The following is a 23,624-nucleotide window of genomic DNA, read 5'->3' on the forward strand; positions in this document are numbered from 1 at the left end:
CGCGCCGTCTCCTCCGGAGACATGACGCGCCGTCACTACCGTGACGGAATGCTGCGGCGTCGCTCCGCGACGCCAGCTGGCTAGGGCGGCGTGAAGTCGGACGGCTCGACGCGGTGGGTGGTGGCGGTCACCGCCGGCCCGATTCTGATCTCTGTAATGCGAACCAGGTTCCTCCGGCGGATGGTTCGCTCAGGGCTGGCTCTGACCTGCCAGTTTCATGGGGACCGGCTTGGGCCGGGTGTTTCGTGGCTGCTGTGTGGCCTCATTCCAGCGTTCTCAGCGCCCTCCGGGCTCGTTCCGCCTCCGGCGGAAAGAACGGTCTGTGAGGGGCAGCCAGGTGATGCCGTTTCCTCTGCTGCAGAGATTCTCGTGACCCTTGGTTAGGCTCAAGTCAGGTCTAAACTTTTCTCATTGGTTTAGACCATGTTGGCAACTAGAGAATGAGAGTTGGTCGGCCGATGTTATGTAACGGTATGTCGACGGCTTGCGAATACACATGTGTAATGCCAATGAGGCAAGGTTTCGGCGATACAGAACTGATCGACCGGGTGGGTTCTGTATCGCACACGGCTGCCCGGCCGTGATGAACTCGTGAACAGTTGCTTGGCCTTGAGGGCTGACGCGGGCCCGGCCAGTGGGTGCGCCTGGCCCAGGTTCCCAGCCGGGTTCGGGCGTCAGGTGTTGGGGGGCTCCGCTGGCGGGATGGTGAGAGGGTGGTGAAGAACTGCTCGAGGAGGGGGCCAGCGTGGTGTCGGTTGCTGAGCTCGGTGGAGCTGAATCGGTAGACCTCGTAGCCGCGGAGCTTGAGGTCGCGGTCGCCGCGGACAGTGTCCTCGTACGCCTTGGCGGTCGCGTAGTGGTGGCGGCCGTCGACTTCCAGGACGGCGCGGTGGCCGCCCGGTAGGAGCAATAGGAAGTCCATACGGTGGTTCAGCAGGGCTTCGACGCTGCGTTGTTGGACGGTCTTGTGGTCCCAGTGCAGCCAGACCTCTGGGAGCAGGGCGGGTAGGGTCCAGGCGCGGGCGCCGTAGATACGGTGATAGAGCCGGTAGAGGTCGCGCTGGGGAGAGACGTCCTCGCTGGGCATGGAGGCCAGCAGACGGTTGTAGAGGTCCTTCTTGGCCTGCTCGATGTCGTCGGTGCCGGTTTTCTCCTGCCACCACTGCTGCAGGTCGCACCAGCGGATGCCGTCCGGGCCGATGGTCCGGTCGTAGACGAGGACCTGGTCTATCCCCTGCAGGACTTCGAGATCGTTGTCGACGACGCTCAGGAAGCGGATGTCGGGCTTGGCAGTGGTGACGAAGATCAGGGTCTTCGGCCGGCGGGCGGCGCCGGGGCCGGTGCGCAGGAGCTGGAAGTGTCGGTAGCCGTCGCGCTCGCCGGTCTGCTCGAGGCGGATTGCGGTCGGTGCCAGCGCCGTGTTGAGCGTCTCGACGAGGCGGACTTGGGCGCCAGCGTCCGGGAGGGTTGCCGGGTCGACCAGGGTTTAGAAGACATCTCATTTGGTGATTCTGCGGTGGCAGATGAGGGCCGCGGCGATGGTGGCGAACGCGGCGAAGTGGGTGCCCTTGCGTTCGTAGCGGCGGTGGAGCCGGCGGAAGCCGCCGAACCACGCGACGGTGCGCTCGATCACCCAACGGTGCCGCCCAAGGTGGGTCGAGGGCTCGATGCCGCGGCGGGCGATGCGGTGGGCGATCTGGCGTCGTCGCAGGTAGGAGCGGATGAAGCGGTGGTCGTAGGCTTTGTCGCCGTGCAGTTTGCCGGGTCGGCGGCGTCTGGGTCCGCGACGGGAGCGGATCGGCGGGATCGCCTCGACGAGCGGGATCAGGGCCTGGCTGTCGTGCAGGTTCGCGCCGGAGACCGCGAGGGAGATGGGCAGGCCGGTGCGTTCGGTGAGCAGGTGGATCTTCGACCCGAACTTGCCCCGATCGACAGGATTCGGACCCGTCAGATCCCCTTTTTCAGGGCCCGCATGTTCACGGAGTCGACCGCGCACCGAGACCAGTCCAGCTCGCCCCCCGCACCGAGCTCGTCCAGGACCAGCCGGTAGAGCTTCGCCCAGACCCGGGCCGCGGTCCACTCCGTGAAGCGCCGGTGCGCGGTGGGACCCGACGGCCCGAAGCACGGCGGAAGTTGGGCCCATGTGCAGCCCGACGTGGCGACGAACACGATCGCGGCCAGCACCTCCCGGTCTCTGTGGCGCCGCCGACCGCCGCCCTGCGGCCGGGTCGGCACCGGCGGCACCACCCGCTGGAACAACTCCCACAACTCGTCCGGCACCAGACGCTCCACGATCGTCACGCGAGCAGCCTACAAGCCCAAATGAGATGTCTTCTTAGAGGAAGCGGGTGAACCTGGCGGAGCCGGCCTCGAAGACCCCGAGCTGCTCGAACAGCTCCTCCGCCGACCAGTCCTCTCGGTTGCGGAACACGTGCTGGTGGATCCGGGCCCGCAGGCTCGTCGTCGACGATCCCGTCCACAGCGCCATCGAGTCGTCGTCCAGGTGCCAGAACCGTTCCAGTGCGCGCTCGAACCTGTCCTCGCGGTAGAGCAGCTCGTCGAGGTTGATCGCGGCGGCCAGCTCGCGCCGCACCCGGCCCGGGATCTCGATGACCGTTCCGGCGTCCCAGACGGCGTCCTCGAGGGCGAACCGCTCCTTCCCGCGGACGGACACCTGCGGGGAGTCAAGGAGGCGCTGCGCGGCCTGGAGGAAGCCGCCGTCGTCCGGGAGTGCCTTGAGGCAGGCTTCCAGGCGCTGGCTCTTCGAGCCTGTGCCTGCCGCGGGTATCGGTAGCCTGAGCTCGGTCAACTCCCGGTGGGTACAGGAATGGAGCCCCTGGACGACAGTGCTGACCGCTTCTCGCAGCTTCTTCGGATCCACCGCCACGGGCCGAGTGTGGCAGACCGCTCGGACAGCTGTCCCAGAAGCGGCGCAGTCGCCGTCCCGGCAGGCTCCGGGGTGCTGCACCGGAGCGCCGTTGCGCCGGCCTGGGCAGGTCGGCGCAGCGGGGGTACGCGGAGGGCGGCGTTCTGGCCTTCCCGGAAAGGGGCGGTGCAGCGGGGTGTGGGGCGCAGCGGCAGGGTGGGACGAGGTGGGGCGTTGGCGGGGATGGGCCCGTTTGTCCGGCTGGGACGTGTGGTGCTTGGTGGGGAAGATCGTCAAGCCGCTTGTGGCCGCAGCACCTAAATGATCTTGAGTGCTTCGTCCCACGCGTTGCCTCCGTCCGCCCAGGTCCACAGCCGTTGGCGCAGTGACGGTGCGGTGTAGCACAGGCCGTCGTGGGGGTTTTCGCCCCAGTCGGGTTCCCAGCGGTCGGCGTCCCAGAGCAGGACGGGGTTGTCGATCGCGATCGACGAGACGTGCCACTGCATGCTGCAGTCGCCGCCTGTCAGGAAGAGCCATGACGCCGGCCGCCCGTACTTTGGCCCTCGCGTGTGGAGGGAGGTTGCGCAGGGCCAGTCCGGTCTGTGCCGGTACGGGATGCGGCGCGGTGTCAGCGAGGCGAGGTCTCCTTCCGGGCCGAATCCCCCGTCGTCGATCTCGGTGTAGATGCGTCGGAGCAGTGGCGGCAGCTCGTGGCCGAGTTGCCGCTCCACTTGCTCGACCTTGGCGTTCGTGAGCGGGGGAAACGGCTGGTCCGGGAGACAGCCGTGGGGATCGCTTGTGGTTCCGGTGCCCCACGTGAGGTCGTGCAGCCGTTCCAGGAGTGCGTCGTCGTCTGCAGCGGTGCGGCGGAGGGTACCGGTCACGGGGCGGAACTGTAGTGGGGTGGCTACCTGGGGCTCCGTAGTGCGGGTGGCCGTTCGGGGACTGCCATCAGTGCTTGAGGTGGTGGTGTTCAGGCGCCGAGGCCGATGTGGGAGACGTAGGTGTAGGCGCCCCAGTCGGAGTCGAGGTCGGCGATGACGTCGTCCCAGATCTCCTCCAGCTTCGCCTCGTCGCCGTCGACCATGGCGTCGACGGCCTCGTCCCAGACGTAGCGGACCTGGATGGTGCGCAGGCGGAGGTTGTCGCGGCGGCGGGGCTGGTCGACGAGGTCCTGGTTGACGGGGTGGATCTCGACTCGGGTGCCGCGGCCGGCGTTGTTGAGGTGCTGCTTGAAGCCGTGGGGGTTGGTGAGGACGTTGTGGGCGCGCAGGTTCCAGTAGGCGGTGTCGATGGCTTCGAGATTGTGGGGGCGGGGGCGCTGGGTGCCGTGGGTCCAGGCTCGGATGGTGCGGGGGGTGGCGGTGATGCCGGCGTCGCTGAGGGCCTGGGTGCCGCCGGTGGTGGTGGTGAGATAGCGCATCCGGGCGAGCAGGCCACGGCGGGTGGTGGGCGGGGATTTGATGCCGCCTTCGATGATCATGCGCTCGAGGGCGTCTTCGAGGGCGCGGCCGAGGGCGATCTTGCCGTGGACGTTGCCGGGGTCCAGATGGGCGCCGTACTTGCCGAAGTTCTTCCATCCGTCGGTCGACACGTTCAGGCGGCCTTTCGGGTGCGCGGGAGGGTGTACTGGTCCTTGAGTTTCAGCTGGGTGGTGAGGCGGCCCTCGGTGAACACGGTGCGCCAGTCGGTGCTGTCGCTGGTGGTGTGGAGTTCGTCGGTGCCGCGCAGGGCGACGATGGTCAGGCCGTGGGTGTGGGCGCGGTGGGCCTTGTACCAGAGGTTGGCGAAGGCTTGGGAGCGGATGATGTGCATCCAGTCCGGGCGGCGCAGGTCGCGGTTGTGGGTGGATTCGCCGATGGTGGAGACGAACTTGGCGTAGATCGCCTTCACGTAGGCCTCGGTGACGGTGTCGGCGGTGGTGATGGCGTTCTCGCGGGCGATGGTCAGGACGCGGCGGTACTTCTCCAGCAGGCTTTCGCTGGCGCCGGAGGTCCAGGCTTCGGTGATGTGGGGGGCGTCGGCGAGGCCGAGCTTGTGGCAGCGGATCAGCAGGCGGACGGTGGCGTCGTCGAGGAGGACGGGGCCGGTTTCGCGGCGGTTTCCGATCGGGTCGGGCAGGTGGGGGTGCTGCCAGGTGGGGCGCTTGGGCAGGAGGTAGATGCCGGAGCGCTTCGGGTCGAAGCCGCCGTCGGGCTGGTGTTGGAGGGCGCCGATCGGTAGGTGGGTCTTCAGGGCGGTGCAGTAGGCGGCGTTGGTGTCCAGGACATCGACCGCCACCGGGAGCAATCGGCCCTTGCGCAGGTCGTCGAGCAGGGCGACGTTCTCCCACTTGTGGCGGCCCTCCCAGATGTCGTCGGCGCCGTTGCGGGACTTTTTGCGCAGGAAGTCCAGGGTCTCGGGGTAGACGGTGTGTTCGTAGGTGGCGCCGACGCGGGTCGCGTCGAAGAGTTCCATCCCGTTCGGGATGGCCTTGTTCTCCAGCGCGGCGGTCGCGGCCTCGGTGTCGCGGCCGTGCTCCTGCAGGGCCTGGTCGACCGCCGAGCTGATCATGTCGAGGTAGTAGCTGTAGTCCCGGTCCGAGTAGCCGGTGCCGCGGGCGGCGGCCGCCCGGGCGCTGCCGGAACGGGCGGGGCGCAGCGGCTGGTTGCCGGTCTCGAAGGTGGCAGGAACATCTGCGGCAGGGCTCTGCACGGCGGGCACGTGGGACGAGCCGTGGGCGCCCTCGGCTGCCTCGGGGGCCAGGGTGGTGCCGGGAAGCGGCGTAGCGGGCTCTGGGAGGCCTTCGGTGGTCGTGTCGAGTGTCTGGGGCACCTTCGGTGCCTGAGCGGGTCCGGTTGCGGGCACCGCGGGGGCCGCGCTGGTCGGGGCGGGTTCGGAGGCCGGGCCGACGGAGGGAGCGGGCGCGGGAGCGAGCGGCGTAGTGGGGGCCGCGGCGGGGGTTGCCGCAGGGTCGGGGGTGGGGTCGGTGAGGCGGGCGTGGGCCGGGTCGGCGGCCAGGGTGAGGGTGGTCAGGGGGCCGAGGTCGCGTTCGGCGATGGCGAGACGGATGTAGCCGCCAGTACCGGTGGTGGGGGTGGTGTCGGGGGTGAGGGTGAAGGTGACGTCGGCGGCGAGGGAGGAGATCAGGTCGGGGTTGTCGGTGTCGAGGGCGGCGAGCACCGGGAGGTGGTGGGTGCGGGCAAGGTGGGCCAGGGCCTGGCCGGCGTCGGCGAGAGCGGACGCGCCGGACAGGGGCAGGCGGGGGTCGGGGGCGGTCTGGAGGCGGTCGACCACGACGAGGGCCAGGCCGGGAATGTCGGCGGCGGTGGTGGTGATTGCCTCCGCGTCCAGGCCGGTGCCGTCGTCGATCAGTAGCGGCGCCGCGGCGAGGAGCTCGGCGGTGCGGGCGACGGCCTGGCGGTCGGCGTCGTCGAGGGTTCCGGCGCGTAGGCGGCGGTAGTCGGTCGGGGTGTGGGAAGCGATCACGCGGGCGGCGATGTCGGCCCGGGTCAGCCCGGAGGCCGCGTACAGGACGGTGCGGTGCTGGTCGAGCGCGGTGGCACGGGCGGCACTGATCGCCAGAAGGCTCGCCCCGGTGCCCGGGGCGCCGGCGGCCAGGTAGAACCGGCCCGGTTGCAGGCCTCCGAGGGCCTGGTCGAGGGTGGGGATACCGGTCGGCAGGCCCGCCGGCTGAGTCTGCTCGCCGTCCCCGACCGCCGCGGCGGTGGCGGGGAGCAGGGTGTCCAGGGCCTCCCCGAGCGGGGCAAGCCGGCGGCGCGGGACCGGTGGCGCCGCGGTAGCGGCGGCAGGCACGGCAGCGTGCTCGAGTGCGGGTGCAGCAGCGGTAGCTGACGGCCCGGAGGCCGGAGCGGCAGCGGCGGGCCCGGCTGCCGGAGCACGGGGGGCTTCGACAGGGTCGGTGGGGAGGTGGGACGCGACGGCCGGAGTCTGCGCGGCCACAGCCGCCGGGTTCGCCAGGGCGGCGGGGGGCTCGGTGATGGTGCTCGGCGGGGCGGGCGTGGCAGCGGTGGAGACGGCCGGTGGTGTCGCGGCGGCCGGAAAGAGGGCGGTGGCGCAGGCCAGGACGGCCACCGGCCGCTTGTGGCGCAGCAGCACCTGGGGGGTGCCGGCGGCAGCATGGGTGACCAGGTCGCCGAGGACGGGGCGGGCCTCGGCGATACCGAAGGCAGGCGAGTCGGCCGTGGCCAGGCCTGCTGTGGTGGCCAGGTGGGCGGAGACGAGCAGAGCCCGCTCGCCCTCACCGCGGGTGAGCTCGGTGATGGTGCCCTGCTCGGCATCCCTGATGAGCTGGGGCAGCAGCGGCCTGGCCTTGTGCACACCCAGCGACACGACGTGCGCACCCTGGTGGGCGGGGTCGGGCGGCGGGGCGGATACGGCGGACACCAGGGCCTCCAAGGGACGGGCGCACGGCAGCAGGCGGGAACAACTAACAGTAATGTAATGCAGAACCTAGCACATGCGATACATAAATTAGTGTGTGGTGAGCTGCATGAATCTAGCAAGTCAGCTTTGACAAAAGGATGCTGTCTATAGGTCATGTATGTAATGGCTACGTGGTGGAGTGCGTCCTCGGCGGCTTGCAATTGCCCCTCGAACACCGTGCAACCTCAGAGAGCCAGTCGTGGCGCACGATCCGCACCGTACGGGGCGCCCCGGTGGGCGTAGCACCGGGGCACGGACGCTGTGCCGACCGCCGGTCGGCGGGGTGTCGTCGTTGTTCCAGGGTCGCCTACTCCCATGGGCGGGCGAGTATGTCTCCCGCAAGGCTCTGGGCGAGATCGGCGTCGCCGGCCTATCGATGGTTGGCAGATGCTACCGAGCAGCCTGCTCAGGTGCTCCCCCACCGTCCATCGGCACCTCATGGGTTCTTGAGGGACCCGCTGTCGGTACCCGAGGTGTGAACGCCTGCGCTCGTGCGGGCGCGATAGCGCCGGTCGCCGGGAAGCTGGCATCGGCAGGGATCGGGATTCCGCCATCCGTGGTCGCCGCGAGCCGTTCGGCCGGCCAGCATTGGAAGAGAAGGAGCTGGCGGTCGGGGCAGGACGCCGCATTCCATGAGCAGATCGCGCAGGTAGGTGGCGGTCCGCCGGTTCGGCACCTGCTGGATGGCCTCGTGGGTGAGGGCGATGTTGCCGGTGGCGAGGTCCCCTCAGCAGCGCGGGGACCTGCGGGTTGTTCAGCCAGACGAGGCGGCCCTTGGGTCGGTCCATCCCGACGAGCAGGTCGTGCGACGGGAGCAGGCGCGGGCCGGTGCGGGTGTCGGGGCCGCGATGCACAAGGCGAACCCGGGGCTGTTCTTCGACCTGGCCGACAGCGCATCCATGTACGGCTACCACTGCGACCGCGAGATGACCGAGCTGTGGGAGGACCGACACCCAGAGCCGGCCAGGGCGGAGACCACTTCGCCGCAGCCCCACCGCCCCCACCGGCCGGGCCGGGCATCCCGGAGGACTGAACCCCCGGACGGCCGGACTCGCCGGCTCGCCTCCCGGGAGAGGGCCGGCCCGCGTTCCGTGACGACGGGCGGCCGGTCGGAGCCCGAGCCCGCTTCCGCTCCGCCCGTGCGGGACGCCGGGCACCGCCCCACTCCGGGCGGCAGCGGCGCGAGGTCCTGGGACACCCTTCCGTCCCGGCTGTGATTCACGTCACTGCCGGTGGCCCGGTGCAGCACCCGGCCCCGTTCCGCCGTCATAGGGGCAGTGATCGGGACGGGACGAGGAGAGGAGGTCGGCGGGTGAGGTTTCGCAGGAGCGGTCCGGGCAACGGATTCACGGAGTTCGTCGCACAGCGGTCGGGAGCGTTGTTCCGCACCGCGTATGCGCTGACCGGTGACGTGCACGTGGCCGAGGATCTGGTGCAGGAGGCGCTGGAGCGGGCGTGCCGACGGTGGCGGAAGGTCGCGGTGGCGGACTCGCCGGAGGCGTACGTGCGCAAGGTGCTGGTCAACCTGGCCAACGACCGCTGGCGGCGGCTGTCGCGCCTGGGCGAGCGCCCCGGGCTGTCGGGGGTGCCCGAGACGGCCGACCCCCGGGACCGGTTCGGGCAGGTGGATCTGCGCGCGGAACTGATCGAGGCACTGCTCGGGCTGCCGATGGGCATGCGCAGCGTGGTGGTCCTGTACTACCTGCACGATCTGGACGCCCGGCAGGTCGCCGACGTCCTGGACATCTCTTCGAGTGCGGTGAGGTCCCAGCTCGCCCGCGGCCTGGCCAAGCTGCGCGATTCCGTATCGGGCGCCCGGGCGCCGCACACCCCGTCGGCCGCTTTCGGAGGTACGAAGTGAGGAACACGTCGTCCGGACCCGCCCCGTTCGAGCCGGGTCTCGAAGCCGAGCTGCGTGCCGCGGTGGCCTCCTTCGCCGACGGGCCGGCGGCGCCGGTCGTCGACGCGGCCGCGATCGAGCGAGTCGTCGGCCGCAGCCGCACCCGCCGGGCGCTCCTCGGCACCGCTGCGGCGTGCTGCGTGCTGGCATGCGCCACGGTGGGGTTCTTCGCGCTGAAGCCCGTGCCGCCCGCGCCCGGCGCCTCCCTGTCCCTGCCCCCATCGGCGAACGGGGCGTGCACCCCGCTCGCCACCGGCACCCCCAAGGGCGGAGGCGCCGATGCGACTCCGACACAGGAGCAGGAGCAGACCGCGGGAGCGGGCGTCGCGCTGCCGGACCTGGCCGGCATGCCGGTCGAACAGGCCGGAAGCCTGCTGCGCGGACTCGGACTGAGCTGCACGATCATGCGACACACGGACTGGAACGCTCCTGCCGGGCAGGTGATCAGCAGTGCCCCCCGGGGCGGCGCAGGACCGGTGGCACCGGGCTCGTCCGTCCTCCTGCTGGTCTCGACGGGCAAACCCGGCGGAACCTGAGCGACCGGGCCCTTCGGCCCGCGCACCGGCGGACGGCGCCCCGTCCTGCCGGGCAGGGGAGCCACCCGGAGCGGGGGAACGGCGGCTCCGGGTTGTCGGCCCATGTACCGAACGGGCCGGACTGCCCGGGTTCCTCGGCTGCGAGCAGCAGCGCGCCGCCCTTCGTCCGGTGCGGGCTGGGATCACCGGGAGACCTCCTCGCGGTCGGCGGCGGTGAGTTCGGCGCGCGGGGCGACCAGGCGCTCGCGCAGCTGAAGGTCCTCGGCGGCGAGCGGGTCGCCGGGCCGGTGGAGCCGGACGGGTGCGGGCCGCAGGGGAGGGTCGTCGTCGGCCTGGGCGGCGGCGGCTTCCTCGGCCTCGGCCAGTGCCCGGTGGACGGAGGCCACCGAGGGATTCTTCCCGGCGTTGTTGCCGGTCTTGATGACCGGCTTCCCGGCGATGTCCGGCACCGGGACGCCCTTGGCCTTGAGGGCGAGGGCGAAGGTCGGCATGTCGTCGTCGATGGCCTTGGGCCGGCCGCCGTGGTTGCCCTTGGCCGCGGCGGTCTGCCGGCCCTCCAGCGTCTTCTCCCGGATGTAGTTGCGCTCGATCCGGGCGGCGGCGGCCAGCACGGCGAAGAACATCGCGCCCGTCCCGTCCGAGAGATGTTCTACGAACGGAGATTCGGGCAAACCGGACACGGTCCGGGGGCCTTGCAGAACTCTCGCAACTGACCGTTTTTGAGACCGTGCAGACTCGGTAGGGCTTGGGATCGCAGGCCCGCGAGCGGCCGGTCGATCAGCGGGGCAGGATGCGCATTACTGCCTCGCGTTCGCCGCTGAGCCGCAGGCCTTGCTGTACTGCGGCGTTCAGATCGAGGTCGCCGAGCAGAGTCGCAGCCAGCAGGTGCGGCGGTCCGGTCAGGGACGCGGTGGGGTGGTCGACCCGGCCGGCGTGTGTGTGCACCGAGCCGTCCTTGACCTCGATGACCAGGTCCTCGCTGCCGTCGGCGTGCAGTTGCAGGGCGATTGCCGGCTGGTCGGGGCGGTGGTCGGTCAGTGCCCGGGCGGGCACGTCCAGCCAGTGGGTGCGGAAGGTGTCGTTGCCGCCCGGCTCACGCAACAGCGGCACGCCCCACCGGCTCAGCTCCTGCAGCACCGGCTCCAGCGCGCGGCCACGCTCGGTGAGGGAGAACAGGGTGGTGGCCACCGGCGGCGGCGCGGGCTCGCGGCGGACCAGGCCGGCTTCCTCGAGTTCGCGGAGCCGGTCGACCAGCAGGTTGCTGGCGATCCCGGGCAGCCCGTTGCGCAGGTCGGTGTGCCGGCAAGGACCCAGGGCGAGCAGTTCACGGACGATCAGCAGGGTCCATCGGTCGCCGATGGCGTCCAGTGCTTTCGCGATGCCGCAGTACTGCCCGTAGGTGCGCATGCCACCACCCTACCTCGTGGTGTTGAGATTCAAAACTCTCTTGTTGACTTTCTCAACAACGTCGGTCTAGCGTCACTGCCCATGACCTCCACCCTTTCCGTGCGTCGGCTGGCCTGGGCCGGCGTCGAGATCCGTCTCGGCGACACCCGCCTGCTGATCGACCCGCTCGAGAACGTCGCTCCGCTGGCGCCGGTGATGGGGCCGCCGCACCGGCCGGTCGACCCGGTCGATGCCCCGCCCGGCACCCACGCCCTCATCACCCACCTGCACCCCGACCACTACGACCACGACCTGATCGCCCGGATCGCGGCCACCGGCACGATCGGCTGCCACACCCCGAGCGCGGCGGCGCTGCACGAGGCGGGCATCACCCCCGTCGCCCAGGACCTGGGCCGGTCACGCCGCATCGGAGAGCTGACCGTCACCCCGGTGACCTCGCTGGACTGGCGCGGCAACGACTGTGACCAGGTCGCCTGGGTCGTCGAAGGCGCCGGCCGGCGGGTCATCCACTGCGGCGACACCCAGTGGCACGGCAGCTGGTGGCAGATCGCCCGCGACCACGGCCCGTTCGACGTCGCGTTCGTCCCGGTCAACGGCGTCATCGCCCACTTCGAGGGCTACGCGGCCAACGTCCCGGCGACCATGACCCCCGAGCAGGGCGTCGAGGCCGCCGTCGCACTCGGCGCCGGCACCGTCTGCGCCATGCACTACGGCCTGTTCCACAACCCGCCCTTCTACACCGAACAACCCGACATCGAGCAGCGCTTCCAGCACGCCGCCGACGAGCGCGGCATCACCGCGGCCATCGTCGCCGACGGCCAGTCCGTCCTCTGACCATCAGAAACAAGGAGCAGCACATGAAGATCGTCCTGTTCGGTGCCAGCGGCAACATCGGCCGGCCCACCACCGAGGAACTACTGCGTCGCGGCCACACCGTCACCGCGGTCACCCGAGCCGGCCACATCGACGGGCTCGAGCACAAGGCCCTGACCGTGACCACCGGTGACGTCACGGACGCCGCCGCGGTCGCCGGCCTCGCCGCCTCCCACGACGCCGTACTGTCGGCCGTCGGCCCCCGGATCGGCCAGGAGAACGACCGCGCCACGATCCTCGGTGCCGCCCGTGCGCTGATCGACGGACTCCGCCGAGCCGGCGTCACCCGCCTGGTCACCGTCGGCGGTGCCGGTAGCCTCCGCACGCCGACCGGCGCCCGGGTCATGGACGACCCGGACTTCCCCGCGCTGTGGAAGGCCAACGCCGAGGCCCAGTCCGAAGCACTCGACCTCTACCGCGGCGTGCACGACCTCGACTGGACGTACGTGTCGCCCGCCGCAGTCATCGGAGCGGGCGAGCGGACCGGGGCCTACCGCAGCGCCGGGGACACCCTGCTCACCGACGACGACGGCAACAGCCGCATCTCGTACGCCGACTACGCGATCGCCTTGGCCGACACGATCGAGAGCGGCACCGCGATCCGCCGCCGCATCACCGTGGCGTACTGAGCCATGAGCAACGACGCCGCCGGCCGGCAGACCCGATTCATCGTCCTGCTCGCAGCGCTCGTGGCCCTGGGACCACTGTCCATCGACGGCTACCTGCCCGGACTGCCGGACCTCGCCGACGACCTGCGCGCCGGCGCCGCGGCCACCCAGCTCACCATCACCGCCTGCCTGGCCGGGCTGGCCGTCGGGCAGCTGATCGCCGGGCCGCTGAGCGACACCTACGGCCGGCGGCGTCCGTTGCTGGCGGGCCTCGCCCTCTACACGATCGCCAGCGCGCTCTGCGCGGTGGCGCCCGACGTCCGGACCTTCGTCGGCCTGCGCCTGGTCCAGGGCATCGGCGGGGCGTTCGGCATCGTCATCGCCAACGCCATGGTCCGCGACCGCACCTCCGGAACCCGCACCGCACGTCTCTTCTCCGCACTGACCTTGATCACCGGCCTGGCGCCGGTGTTCGCGCCGGTCCTCGGCGGCCAGCTACTGCGCGTCACGGCCTGGCCTGGAATCTTCGTGGCCCTGGCCGTACTCGGCGCCGTGATGCTGGCGGCCTCCGCTGCAGGACTGCCGGAGACCCGGTCCTCCGCGGCACGCCAGCCGCTGCCGGCTGTCGTCGGGCAACTGCTCGGCGACCGGGTCTTCACCGGGTACGTCCTGGCCAACGGCCTGGTCTTCGCGGCGATGTTCGCCTACATCTCCGGCTCGCCGTTCGTCCTGCAGGAAATCCACGGCCTGTCACCGCAGCAGTACAGCGCCGTGTTCGCCGTCAACGCCACCGGACTCATTGCGGCCGCCCGGATCAGCGGCCGGCTGGTGGCCCGGGCCGGCGCCCGCGTGCTGCTGCTCGCCGGTCTGCTGGGCGCGACAGCCGGTGGCACCACGGTCCTGGGCGCCGTGCTGACACGGGCACCCCTGCCCGCACTCCTGATCGGCCTGTTCGTCCTGGTCTCCAGCGTGGGCCTCGTCATGCCGAACGCCGCGGCCCAGGCCCTGGCCGACCACGGCGGACACGCCGGGTCGGCCGCCGCTCTGCTCGGCTTCGGCCAGTTCATGATCGGCGGGGCACTTGCTCCGCTGGCCGGCGCGGGTGGCGCCACCGACGCCCTGCCGATGGGAATCATCGTCGCCGTGCTGCCGGCACTCGCTCTGCTCACACTCGGCGTCCTCACCCGGTCGGTGCCCGGTGAGCGCACTCGCAGGCCGGCCCGCCAAGGACCTGCCGGGCACCGGCGACCGCGCCGGCACATCGATCGCGGACGCGGCAAGGTCCACTAATGCTGGATTCCTCAAATCATGGGTATAGATAGCTTGTTGGGAAGTTCGGAGTGGGGGTGGGGTATGCCGCCGTTGTTGCGTGCGAGGGCTCCTGCGGGGCCGGATGAGGAGCGGGTGGTCGCAAGGCCGGCGGGTGCTCGGAAGGCCCCGGCCGACCTGGTGCTGCGCGCGCGGATTGTCGAGGCGAGCTGGAAGGGTCTGCGGGTGGCGGTGATAGCCGCGGAGCTGGGATGCAGTGCGAAGACCGTCCGGTGGTGGTTGCACCGGTTCAACGCGTTGGGTGTGGAGGGGTTGGAGGATCGGCCGATCAGTGGCCGGCCGCGGCGGTTGGGCGAGTGGGAGCGTTCCAGGATCATCGCTCTGGTGAAGCAGTCCCCGCCGGGACGCCTGGTCGTCCAGGCGGGTGGCGACCTGGAGGCGGCGGACGAGGCGGGGCCGCCGGAGTGGACCCTGGACGCGCTCGCCGACCAGGCACGGCGGGAAGGGATCGAGGTGGGACGTTCCCAGGTCCGCAGGATCCTGCTCGCCGAGGGTGTGCGGTGGCGCCGTACCCGGTCCTGGACGCGTTCGAAGGATCCCGACTTCGAGGGAAAAGGACGCGGATCGTCGGTCTGTACACCTGTCCGCCCGACGGTGCGACGGTCGTGTGCGCCGACGAGTTGGGGCCGGTGATCCCGCGCACCTTTCCCCCGGCGCCGGGCTGGTCGCCGGACGGACACCGCATCAAGGCGGAGCTGGACTACTCCCGCGGCCCGGAGAAGACCTGGGTCTACGGAGGCCTGCGGGTCGCCGACGGCCAGCAGGTCACCATGACCGCCTCCTCCCGCAACAGCGTCTTCTACCAGCGGTTCCTCGCACTGCTCGAGGACGCGAATCCCACGGGCGACATCTACGTGGTGACCGACAACCTGTCGTCCCACAACAGCCTGTCCACCCGGACCTGGCTCGAGGACCACCCCCGGATCCGACATGTCTTCATCCCGGTCGGCGCGTGCTGGCTGAACCTGCAGGAGGGCTGGTGGCGCATCTTCCGCAAGGCCGCCCTCGCCGGCCAGTCCTTCGCCGGCCCCGACGAGATCACCCGGGCCACCCGAATCGCAACCACCCAGCTCAACGCACGTGCCAAGCCCTGGATCCGGGGCAGACCACCCCCACCAACCCGACAACCCCGACGTCGTTACATCTGCTGCCTTTGAGGAATCCAGCACTAGCCGGTGCGATTCGCAGCCGCCCAACGTCCCATCAGCGTCGTTCTACCCCGCCCGGTGCCGGGGCCGGGCGGCTGCGGGGGCGGTGGCGAGGAGCGCCCGAGTGCGCCGCCGGAGGTCCTCGTCCTGGCCGATGATGCTGTCTTCGGTGCCGGAGCGGACGGTGCGGGTGTCGCCGTGCGCGAGGACGGCGAGGCGGGCGACCTGGTCGTCGGTCAGGACTGCGATGCCGAGCGCGTCCAGAGCGTCGCAGGCTCCCCGGGGGTCGGCGTCCGTCTCGGCGGCCCGCAGTGCGGCGTCGGCGAGCGCGGGCCGGTCGAGGGAACCGGCTTCCGCGACCGTCAGCAGGGCCAGCACGGCAGCCGGCGCCGACCGCGGATCGGCAAGGGCCGCTTCCAGACGAGGTGCAAGTGGTCGCCCCGCCGGGCCGAGGAGTCCCGCGACACGGGCAGCCCGTGCGATCGACCACTGCGACCAGCGGTTGCGTGCGGCGCGGCGGAACACGCAGTCCAGGACCGTGACCGCCTCGTGCGCGTCGCCGGTGATGCGCCACAGGGCCTCGGCGAGGGCGGTGTCCGTGTCCAGTGCGAAGGCGGTGTCGGCGCCGGGGCCGGCGAGTGCCGCGCGCAGCTCGGGCACCAGTGCCATCGCGAGGGGACCGAGTTGCCCCGCGGCGGCGGCGGCCTGCCTCGGGCGGAAGTCGCCCTCCCGGAGTGCGGGGCCGAGGAGGTGCAACAGGGGCGCGGTGTCGCCGGTGAGGTCGTTCAGGGCTTTCGCGGCGGCCAGGGAGCCGGTGTCGGCTGCGGCTTGCAGGGCCGCTGCGGCGCGGGCCCGCTGGTCCGGTGTGCCGGCGCGGGCGACGGCGGCGAGGGCCGGGGCCGCCGGGTCGGGCTTGTGCGGGAGCAGTGCGCACAGCTCGGGCAGGGCCTCTGTCGCCGCGTTGCCCCAGCCGGTCAGGAGGTTCGTCAGCTGCCGGGGTTCGTTGCCGCCGAGGTCCTGGGGCCGGGAGAGCCGGGCGCGGACCGCCGTGAGCAGGCGGGGGTCGTAGGGGAAGGGGTCGTGGGGGCTGCGCAGTCCGGTGGCCGCGTCCAGGGCCCGGGGGCGCCGTGCGAGGCCCGCGGCCACAAGGGGCGTCGCCAGGGCCGGTGCGACGAGGACCAGGGCGGCCAGGGCGCGGTCCGCGACGTCGTCGTCCTCCTCGTCCGGGGCCCGTCCCGCCACAGCGAGCAGGACGTCCGCCGCCGGCCCGGCGGCCGGGCCCAGGCGGCCCAGCAGCGAGGACAGGGCGAGCACCGACGCCTCGTCGACACCCGCCGCACGCAGGGCCGGCACCAGGCGCAGCGGGGCGCTGCGGGAGATCATGCACGCGCGGTCGGCCGCCCGGATGCCCTCCGCCCGGACCTCGGCCCGCTCGTCGCGCAACGCCGACACGACCAGGGCGAGAGCCGCCTCGCGTTCGGCCGGGTGGTTGCGCTCCAACAGGGCCTCGACGACGGCGGCCAGCGGCTCGGTGCGGTCGATGTCGAACACCGAGCGCAGCGGGTCGGCGGGCAGCAGCGACAGCATCGCGGCGTGCAGGGCTGCGCTCCACGGTGCGCCCGCGTCCAGGTGGGCGACGACGGCGGCCAGGCGCACCTCGGCGGGCCGCGAACAGTCCAGGGCGGTGGCTGCGAGGGCGGCGCCGGCCGCGGGGTCGATCCGGGCGATCGCGGACAGGACTTCCGCCCGGACCGCGGCCTCGGGCTCCTCCTCCCAACACGCGTGAAGAGCGGGCAACGCGATGCGCGCACGGGTGCACGACACACTCCACGCGGCGGCCCGCCGCACGTCCGTCCCGGCTGCCTCCAGCAGCGGCAGGAGCAGCGGGAGCCGGGCGGCCACGGCCGCGCGGACCGTGCCGGGCTCCACCCCGTGCTCGTCCTCGCTCGCGGCCATGCCGCCCAGCAGTCGCAGGACGTCCGCCGAACGGTGGCCGGCGGCCGCGAGGCCCGCCAGGAACGGGACCGTCACCGCGCTGGCGTCGTAGACCGTCCCCTGGTGCAGCACGCTCCCGTACAACTCCGACAGCGCCTCCCGCGCCGCGCCCGCATCCGCACCCGCGAGCGTGCGCAGCATGTCGGGCAGGTCCTCCGCACTGCCGTACGCATGCGAGTGGGAGGACCAGGAGAGAGCGTCCAGGCCGTCGAGCGGATGTACGAGGTCCATACCGGACATGGTGGCAGTCCCCACCGACACATCCTGGGGCCCCGACCGGAGGGGACGGCCGGCGAACAGCCCGACGCAGGCGAGCACCCGACGGCACGCGACCGGGCAGGAGCGGCGCGGTCGACACGAGCCCGCACCCGGCAACGAGCCTCCGGGCCGTCAGTGTCTGCCGCAGTAGCCGGGTTCAGCAGCACACTACTGAGCGTTCGGCCTCTTTCCGCGCCCTGCCCGGCGGGGCTGTGATGGCCGACCCCGTGAGCTCCCGCGCCGGTGTGCCGACCGGGAGCAGCGCGGTCGGTGGCACCCCGTGGGTGAGGATGCGGTCGGCGTCCCGGGTGTGCTGTGTGTGGGCGTCCAGCACGCCCGGGAACGCGGTGCGGGTGCCGGTTCGGCGGCGTACCGCCTCGACCCATTCCCCCGCCAGCGTCACGCCGGCGTGGGCGAGGCAGTCCCCGTCGGGCCACGTCGGATCCATCGCGGCGCCGCGGGCGTCGACGCACCACGCATGGTGCACGACCTCCCTGGCGCGCAGGGCGAACCCTTCGGCGTAGGCGAGTGAGCCCGCGGACGCCCGGGCGACGCGCAGGGCGTTGCGGAAGGGCTTGCCCCCGGTGCTGCGCCGCGGCATGCCTGTGGGCCAGGGCGCGGGTGTGTGGAGCCGGCCCTGCGCGAGGACGACGGCTTCGGGGCACAGGCCTTCGTCGGCGCGCAGGACCCGGAGGTGGATCAGGTCGTTGAGCGGGTCGGTTGGGGGCACGTGCTCGGCGTGCGCGGCTGGGGCGGGCGGTGCGAGCGGTCGGGACCACCGGGGTGAGAACGGCCCCGGGGAGCGTGCGCGGTGGACCGCGGCCGGGATGCGCCTCGGCCGTCGGCCTTCCTGCCGGTCGTGACGTGCGGCCTCGAGCGGGCCGCGACCGGCGGCACGGGCAACGACCGGGGGCGGCGGCGTGTTCGCGGCCTTCGCCCGCGTGTGCGCACCCGCCCGGCCGGTCGCTCCCCGTGGCGACCGGCGCGTGCCGGTGCGTGCGGGGTCGTTCGGCGGGTCACAGGAGGTCGGCCGAGGGGTGGCGGTGCAGGGCGTACCAGAGGATGGGCGGGGCGGGTGGCGGGTGCGGGGTGGGCGGTGGCGGCGGCGAGGCCGCGCAGCAGGGCGGGGTCGGGTTGGGGGATCTCGCCGTGGTCCTCGTCGTCGGCGGTGACGGGGAGTTGGTGGATGACGGCGGCGATGCGCGGTGGCAGGTGGACGTCGAGGCCTTCGTGGCAGCGGGCGATGATGTCGTCGCGTACGTGGGCGGGCAGGAGGCTGGCGCCCAGGACGGCGCCGGCGGTGGCGGGTCGGGGGTTCGCGGCCAGGGACTCGGCCTGCTCGCGCCACCAGTCGGCGTCCCGGATCTCGCCGCGGCTGCGGTGCAGCAGGTTGAGGCAGCTGGCGGCGGTGTCACTGCCGGCACCGGCGGCGAACTCCCACCAGAACCGGGCCGCCTCCCGGCGCCCGGTCACCTGCAGGAGGGCACCGCCGACATGCTCACCGCCGTCCCGGCCGGTGCCGCCCGTCTCGAGGACCTCGTACAGCGCCGGCCGTCCGCGCCCGTCTGGCACCCACTCAGCAGCAGCGGGCGGACAGTGCTGGAGACCTGGCCGGTGCCTGGTTCTTGAAATCGCGTGCACCCGCCCCGGGACCCGGGGCCCGTCACGTGCTGGTGGTCACCGTCGTGCCCGGAGCGGACACTTCTTCGGCTGACCTGTCGCGGAGGGCAGGACACGAACCCCGTCTCCAGACCGATCGCAGGAGGAGAGAGTCCAGAAGGGCGGCTCGTCAGCAGCCCACGGGGCGTAGGGCGGACGCGATGACTTCGGCACGCTGCGGTGTCAGATAGAAGTGGTGGCCGGGAAACATCACAACCTTGCTGGTGGTAGCGAGTTCGCTCCAGGGTTCGGCCTCAGCAGGCCCGCATGCCGGGGTCGAGGTCACCGAGGTACACATCCACGGGGGTTGACTCGAGCTTCCCTCGGTGCGTGTGGCGGTACTCGGCCACCAGATCGGAGTCGGCCTTGAAGGTAGGGGCCAAGAGCTCCAGGAAACCTGGAGCGTCAAGAATTTTGATGTCGGTGCCGCCCAGTCGGCGGAGCTCCGCCATCGCGGACGGCAGCCCGTCGAGACGGGGGAAGGTTCCAGCGACCTTGTGGGGTGCTCCCATTGCGGAGACCACCAGCCGGTTCGCAGGAGCGTTGGCGGCTTCCAGGCGGCGCGCCACCTCGTAGGCGACGAGGGCACCCATACTGTGCCCGAAGAGGATCACCCGGGATGCCCGGACCTGGCATACCTCGTCGGCCAGCTCGTCTGCCAGGTGGCCGATCCCGACGGAGGAGGGTTCGCCGAATCGATCCTCACGGCCCGGGTACTGAGCGGCGCGGACCTCGACATGGGACGGCGTGTCCTCGGCCCAGGAACTGAAGAAGCTGGCCGCGCCGCCTGCGTGCGGAAAGCAGAACAGTACCGTGTCGGCTCCGGGCCGGGGCATCTGGGTACGGAAGGCGCCGATGGCGGTCGCACCGAACTCCGCCATCAGGCGATCACCCGGTCACACTGTGCGGCGAGGGCGAAAGCCCAGGCACACCAAGACGCTTCGTGTATTGCAGAACGTGCCATTTTCTACTCCTTGTAAATTCTGCCAAGCGCATACGGCTGCGCCGCCCGACCGTGGAAGGCTGCCGTCCGCTGTCACAGCAGCTGTGACGGAAAGGTGCGCAGCTTCCGAACGTCCTTGGTGAGCAGCAGTGGTAGGCAGGAGAGGATGCCGATTCCGGCGATCAGCCACAGGGTCGGCCGGGTGCCGATGGTCGAGCCGAGGTAGCCGCCGGCCATCGCTCCGATCGGGAGGGTTCCCCAGACGGCGAAGCGGATGGAGGCGTTCATCCGGGCCTGCATGCCGGTGGGGGTGATGGCCTGGCGCAGGCTGACCTGTCCGATGTTGTAGACGGTGATGCCGCAGGCCATGACGCCGGTGGTGACGATCAGGGTGGGAACGGCCCGGGTGGGCGTGGCTGTCGCCAGGATGATCACGGCGATTCCCGACATGGATTTGGCGGCGATGAGGACTCGGCCGAGGCCGGCGAGCCCGATGAGTCGGCCGGTGAGCGTTGCGCCGAGCAGTGCGCCGCAGTTGCCGACGGTCAGCGTGAGGCCGAGTGCTCCCGGTGAGAGGGCGAGGTCGCGCAGGGCGTACGCGGTCAGCACCGCTCCGAGTGCGCCGCTCAGGCCCACGAGGTTGCTGATTCCCGTCGCGAGGGCGAGGGACCGCAGCGTCCTGTGGTGGAAGACGAACTGGAGCCCTTCCCTGATCTGTGTACGCATTCTGGTCCTCTCCCGGGGCTCGGATGCCTCCACTCGCGGCAGCCGGACGAAGCCCAGGAGGAGTGCGGACACCAGGTAGCTCACCGAGTTGATCACGAGGATCAGTGGTGCGGTGATCGCCTGCAGCAGGAGGCCGCCGAGGCTGGGACCGGCGAGTTCGGCCGCCGAGCGGGAGAACTCCAGCCTGCTGTTGCCGGCCGGGGTCTGCTCCCGCGAGACGACGGTCGGCAGGAACGCCTGGTCGGCGATGTCGAAGAACACCGTGCACAGGCCGATGGCGAATCCGACCGCGCAGAGCAGGGGCACGCTCAGCTGTCCCGTCAGGTGGCCGATCGGCAGCAGTGTGATGGCCACGGCCCGGCCGATGTCGGCCGTGACCATCACACGCCTTCGGTCCCACCGGTCGAGCAGAGCGCCGGCCGGGAGGCCGACCAGGAGGAACGGCAGGGTCTCGAACGCCGATATGAGGCCGAGTTGGCCGGTCGACGCCGAAAGGGCCGTCAGTGCGAGGACGGGGATGACGAAGAACGTGATCTGGGTCCCGAACTGGCTGACAGTGTGAGCCGACCACAAGGCCCGGAAGTTGTGCTGCTGCCATACGCCGACGGGCCGGTCGACGGCTGTTACCGGGTTGGTCTTGGGGTCGACTTTCACGGCTCCTCGTTCCTGGTCGGTGATCGTGGTGGATCTGCTACTGAGCTGCGGCCAGGTGTTCGCGCAGCGATCGAGGCCGCATGTCGGTCCATTCGGCCTCGATCCGCTCCAGGCACTCCTCGCGGGTTCCGGTGAAACCGGTGCTGGACCACCCGGCGGGCGGGCGGGTGTCGGCCCGCCAAACGGAGTACTGCTCCTCGGTGTTGTGCACCACCGTGTAGTTCGTGATCATATCGGTCGGTCTTCCTTCGTGATGGATGTGGTGGCGGCCCCGGTCGCGTAGTCGGCGAGCGGGAGAGTGAGACCGAGCGACATGCGCTCGAGTACCGTGCGCACGCGGGCCAGCAGCGCCAGGGCGCGAGCGTCCGAGAGGGCAGCGGTGTCATGGCTCAGCTTGAGCAGCATGGAGGAGTCGGGCCACACGGTGAGCCGTGCGACGGAGTCTCCGCGGGATCCGTTGCTCACCGGGTTCCACCCCGCGAGCCGGCCCTGGAGTCCCGCTCCGAACGGGAAGTTCTGCACGATCACTTCCGTGTCGTACAGCGATCCCGGCTCGGTGCCGACCCACCGGTGCAGGTCGATCAGGGAGACGTGTCCATGGGCCGACACCTCCGCGTGCTCGGACTGCAGTTGGCGAAGCCGGTCCAGGCACGACGTTTCGTCGGGAATGTCGGCCCACATGGGGAGCCTGCTGCCGAGGCTTCCCACAACGTCGTCGAGGGCTGGATCCGACCGTCCGGAGACGACGGTGCCGAAGACAACGCAGTCGCTCTCCAGCATCCGGCCCAGCGCCAGCGCGTAGGCCCCGAGCACCAGGGTGTGCAGGGTAAGCCCGTGGCGCCGACCGGCCTCGACGAGGGCAGCGGTCCGGTCGGAGCCCAGCCAGACTCGTTGGTGCGCGTAGCCGTCGGGCTCGTCTGCTCCCGACGGCAGCGCCACCAGGCCCCGGCTCCCGGGGCGGACCCGGTTTTTCCAGAAGGTGTCGGTCTGCGTCTGCGACGGGTGGGAGGTCCCACCCGCGGCTCCGGCGGTCGGACGCGCCGGGAGCTGCCAGGGGCGGCCCTCACGGATCGCGTCGTGGACCGTGAAGAGGTCTGCGAGGATGTGTGGGAACGACCATCCGTCGACGACAAGGTACGAGAAGGTCCACAACAGATAGGCCGGTCCCGGGCCGAGGTCGAGGACGTGGAGCCGTACCTGGCACGGGTCCTCAGGGGCGACGGGCTCGTGCTTGATCCGGGTCAGCAGTTCACCCAGGCGGGCCTGGGCTGCTGTGGTGTCGAGTTCCCGCAGGTCGTGCCGTTCGACCGGAACCCGCACGTTGCGGTGGACGACCTGCAACGCGGTGTCGCCGTCGCGGTGCAGGGATGTACGAAGGGCCGGGTGGTGCTCGGCCACCGCCTGCCAGGCCAGCACCAGGGCGTCCGCGTCCGTGCCGGTCAGGTCGAAGGCCTCGTGGACCCGGAACAAGCCGGACCGGGGTGCCACTCTCAGACGATCGAGGCCCCATTCCTGCAGGGGCCCGGCTGGCTGGACCTCCTCCGCGTCGACGAACCGGGCCAGCAGCCGGACCGCCTCGGCCTCCGAGAGGTCCAGCGCGGATACGAGCGTTTCCGGGCTGGACCGGGTCAGGGGCGTCGCCCTGCTGTCCTGAACGCGCTCGGCCGGCGTCGTGTGCTCGACCAAGGCAGCGAGGGTCTGGTGGCGGAACAGGTCGACCACCGCGATGTCCAGTCCCAGTTCCCGGGCTGCCGACACCACCCTGATGGCGAGGATGGAGTCGCCGCCGAGGGCGAAGAAGTTGTCGTCGGGAGCGACATCGGGCAGACCCAGCACCTCTGCCCAGATCCGTTGGAGGTCGCCCCGCGTCCCGTGGCCGGTGACCTGCGACCGGGTGCGGTCACGATCCGTCGCAGCGCGGGTCAGCGGAGGAAGCCCGGACGGGTCCAGCTTGCCGCCCGGTGTCCGCGGCAGCTTCGGCACGATCACGAGGTGCGCGGGAACCATGTAGGTGGGAACCAGCTCCGCGAGGTGTGCTCGCACCTCTGCAGAGGTGACGGACTGCGGGCCGGCCGCCGGCTCGATGTAGGCGGCGATCTCGGTACTTCCCGCCCCTGGCCACCGTGTCCGCGACGCCGGGGTGGCTGCGGATCAACGCCTCCACCTCGCGCAGGCCGACCCGCTGGCCGCGGACCTTCACCACGTCGTCGACCCGTCCGAGGAACCTGAGGTGCCCGTCCGGGCCGATGCGGCCGCGGTCTCCGGTGCGGTACATCCGCTGTCCCGGTACCGGGGAG

General features: G+C 71.3%; 22 protein-coding genes and 1 pseudogene. 8 read left to right on the forward strand and 15 right to left on the reverse strand.

What is annotated here, in order from left to right:
* Positions 1–433 precede the first annotated feature (433 nt).
* From ACIPYS_RS38345 to ACIPYS_RS38375, 7 genes and pseudogenes are all read right to left on the reverse strand, one after another.
* The gene (locus tag ACIPYS_RS38345; protein ID WP_400755067.1) at positions 434–1,087 is read right to left on the reverse strand and encodes a hypothetical protein; all 654 of its coding nucleotides are present in this window, start codon (positions 1,085–1,087) and stop codon (positions 434–436) included.
* 183 nt (positions 1,088–1,270) lie between these two features.
* A pseudogene (locus ACIPYS_RS38350) lies at positions 1,271–1,483 on the reverse strand (hypothetical protein); the annotation flags it as partial.
* 15 nt (positions 1,484–1,498) lie between these two features.
* Positions 1,499–2,295 (reverse strand): IS5 family transposase gene (locus tag ACIPYS_RS38355; protein ID WP_400755150.1). Its coding sequence is split into 2 segments (ribosomal slippage): positions 1,499–1,959 and positions 1,959–2,295, totalling 798 coding nucleotides; the frame shifts between segments, so codons are not numbered across the junction.
* Positions 2,296–2,335: 40 nt separating this feature from the next.
* Complete coding sequence (locus ACIPYS_RS38360; protein WP_400755070.1) at positions 2,336–2,809, reverse strand: hypothetical protein; 474 nt, start codon at positions 2,807–2,809, stop codon at positions 2,336–2,338.
* A 374-nt stretch (positions 2,810–3,183) separates the two neighbouring features.
* Positions 3,184–3,750: an SMI1/KNR4 family protein gene (locus tag ACIPYS_RS38365; protein WP_400755073.1), complete on the reverse strand. Its 567-nt coding sequence runs from the start codon at positions 3,748–3,750 to the stop codon at positions 3,184–3,186.
* An 89-nt stretch (positions 3,751–3,839) separates the two neighbouring features.
* On the reverse strand, positions 3,840–4,460 hold the full coding sequence (locus ACIPYS_RS38370; protein ID WP_400755076.1) for a hypothetical protein: 621 nt from the start codon (positions 4,458–4,460) through the stop codon (positions 3,840–3,842).
* Positions 4,461–4,462: 2 nt separating this feature from the next.
* The gene (locus tag ACIPYS_RS38375; protein WP_400755080.1) at positions 4,463–7,252 is read right to left on the reverse strand and encodes a DnaB-like helicase C-terminal domain-containing protein; all 2,790 of its coding nucleotides are present in this window, start codon (positions 7,250–7,252) and stop codon (positions 4,463–4,465) included.
* 1,351 nt (positions 7,253–8,603) lie between these two features.
* Here ACIPYS_RS38375 and ACIPYS_RS38380 point away from each other — a divergent pair.
* Together ACIPYS_RS38380 and ACIPYS_RS38385 are read left to right on the forward strand one after the other, a co-directional pair.
* Positions 8,604–9,152, forward strand: coding sequence for a SigE family RNA polymerase sigma factor (locus ACIPYS_RS38380; RefSeq protein ID WP_400755083.1), 549 nt, complete (start codon positions 8,604–8,606; stop codon positions 9,150–9,152).
* A complete protein-coding gene (locus tag ACIPYS_RS38385; protein ID WP_400755086.1) occupies positions 9,149–9,727 on the forward strand; it encodes a PASTA domain-containing protein in 579 nt (192 codons plus the stop codon). The genes ACIPYS_RS38380 and ACIPYS_RS38385 overlap by 4 nt, the downstream gene beginning before the upstream one ends.
* 182 nt (positions 9,728–9,909) lie before the next feature.
* On the opposite strand, the gene ACIPYS_RS38390 is transcribed toward ACIPYS_RS38385, so the two are convergent.
* Positions 9,910–10,350: a hypothetical protein gene (locus tag ACIPYS_RS38390; protein WP_400755089.1), complete on the reverse strand. Its 441-nt coding sequence runs from the start codon at positions 10,348–10,350 to the stop codon at positions 9,910–9,912.
* A gap of 154 nt (positions 10,351–10,504) precedes the next feature.
* Positions 10,505–11,134: a winged helix-turn-helix transcriptional regulator gene (locus ACIPYS_RS38395; RefSeq protein ID WP_400755092.1), complete on the reverse strand. Its 630-nt coding sequence runs from the start codon at positions 11,132–11,134 to the stop codon at positions 10,505–10,507.
* Between the two features lie 81 nt (positions 11,135–11,215).
* Between ACIPYS_RS38395 and ACIPYS_RS38400 the strand changes: the two genes are divergently transcribed.
* The 5 genes from ACIPYS_RS38400 to ACIPYS_RS38420 all read left to right on the forward strand — a co-directional run bounded on the left by ACIPYS_RS38400 (position 11,216) and on the right by ACIPYS_RS38420 (position 15,101).
* Positions 11,216–11,968: an MBL fold metallo-hydrolase gene (locus tag ACIPYS_RS38400; RefSeq protein ID WP_400755095.1), complete on the forward strand. Its 753-nt coding sequence runs from the start codon at positions 11,216–11,218 to the stop codon at positions 11,966–11,968.
* A gap of 23 nt (positions 11,969–11,991) precedes the next feature.
* Positions 11,992–12,636, forward strand: coding sequence for an NAD(P)-dependent oxidoreductase (locus ACIPYS_RS38405; protein WP_400755097.1), 645 nt, complete (start codon positions 11,992–11,994; stop codon positions 12,634–12,636).
* 3 nt (positions 12,637–12,639) lie between these two features.
* The gene (locus ACIPYS_RS38410) at positions 12,640–13,905 is read left to right on the forward strand and encodes a multidrug effflux MFS transporter (RefSeq protein WP_400755100.1); all 1,266 of its coding nucleotides are present in this window, start codon (positions 12,640–12,642) and stop codon (positions 13,903–13,905) included.
* Between the two features lie 63 nt (positions 13,906–13,968).
* Positions 13,969–14,577 carry a helix-turn-helix domain-containing protein gene (locus ACIPYS_RS38415; protein ID WP_400755103.1) on the forward strand — a complete coding sequence of 203 codons (609 nt, stop codon included), beginning with the start codon at positions 13,969–13,971 and terminating at the stop codon, positions 14,575–14,577.
* Positions 14,550–15,101 (forward strand): transposase, encoded by a 552-nt coding sequence (locus ACIPYS_RS38420; protein WP_400755106.1) that lies wholly within the window; start codon positions 14,550–14,552, stop codon positions 15,099–15,101. Before ACIPYS_RS38415 ends, ACIPYS_RS38420 begins: the two co-directional genes overlap by 28 nt.
* A 57-nt stretch (positions 15,102–15,158) precedes the next feature.
* Here ACIPYS_RS38420 and ACIPYS_RS38425 read toward each other — a convergent pair whose 3' ends face one another.
* Positions 15,159–17,318, reverse strand: a complete 2,160-nt coding sequence (locus tag ACIPYS_RS38425) for a hypothetical protein (RefSeq protein ID WP_400755109.1) — start codon at positions 17,316–17,318, stop codon at positions 15,159–15,161.
* A gap of 184 nt (positions 17,319–17,502) precedes the next feature.
* Positions 17,503–18,075 (reverse strand): hypothetical protein, encoded by a 573-nt coding sequence (locus tag ACIPYS_RS38430; RefSeq protein WP_400755111.1) that lies wholly within the window; start codon positions 18,073–18,075, stop codon positions 17,503–17,505.
* 419 nt (positions 18,076–18,494) lie between these two features.
* On the opposite strand from ACIPYS_RS38430, the gene ACIPYS_RS38435 reads away from it, so the two are divergent.
* Complete coding sequence (locus ACIPYS_RS38435) at positions 18,495–18,974, forward strand: hypothetical protein (protein ID WP_400755113.1); 480 nt, start codon at positions 18,495–18,497, stop codon at positions 18,972–18,974.
* A 284-nt stretch (positions 18,975–19,258) separates the two neighbouring features.
* On the opposite strand, the gene ACIPYS_RS38440 is transcribed toward ACIPYS_RS38435, so the two are convergent.
* The 4 genes from ACIPYS_RS38440 to ACIPYS_RS38455 all read right to left on the reverse strand — a co-directional run bounded on the left by ACIPYS_RS38440 (position 19,259) and on the right by ACIPYS_RS38455 (position 23,316).
* Positions 19,259–19,885 (reverse strand): thioesterase II family protein, encoded by a 627-nt coding sequence (locus tag ACIPYS_RS38440; RefSeq protein ID WP_400755115.1) that lies wholly within the window; start codon positions 19,883–19,885, stop codon positions 19,259–19,261.
* 155 nt (positions 19,886–20,040) lie between these two features.
* The gene (locus ACIPYS_RS38445) at positions 20,041–21,327 is read right to left on the reverse strand and encodes an MFS transporter (RefSeq protein WP_400755117.1); all 1,287 of its coding nucleotides are present in this window, start codon (positions 21,325–21,327) and stop codon (positions 20,041–20,043) included.
* Positions 21,328–21,364: 37 nt separating this feature from the next.
* Positions 21,365–21,559, reverse strand: a complete 195-nt coding sequence (locus ACIPYS_RS38450; RefSeq protein WP_400755118.1) for an MbtH family protein — start codon at positions 21,557–21,559, stop codon at positions 21,365–21,367.
* A complete protein-coding gene (locus tag ACIPYS_RS38455; RefSeq protein WP_400755151.1) occupies positions 21,556–23,316 on the reverse strand; it encodes a condensation domain-containing protein in 1,761 nt (586 codons plus the stop codon). Before ACIPYS_RS38455 ends, ACIPYS_RS38450 begins: the two co-directional genes overlap by 4 nt.
* Positions 23,317–23,624: the final 308 nt, after the last annotated feature.

Origin of the sequence: Kitasatospora sp. NPDC089913, from assembly GCF_044748625.1 — a bacterium.
GTDB lineage: Bacteria > Actinomycetota > Actinomycetes > Streptomycetales > Streptomycetaceae > Kitasatospora.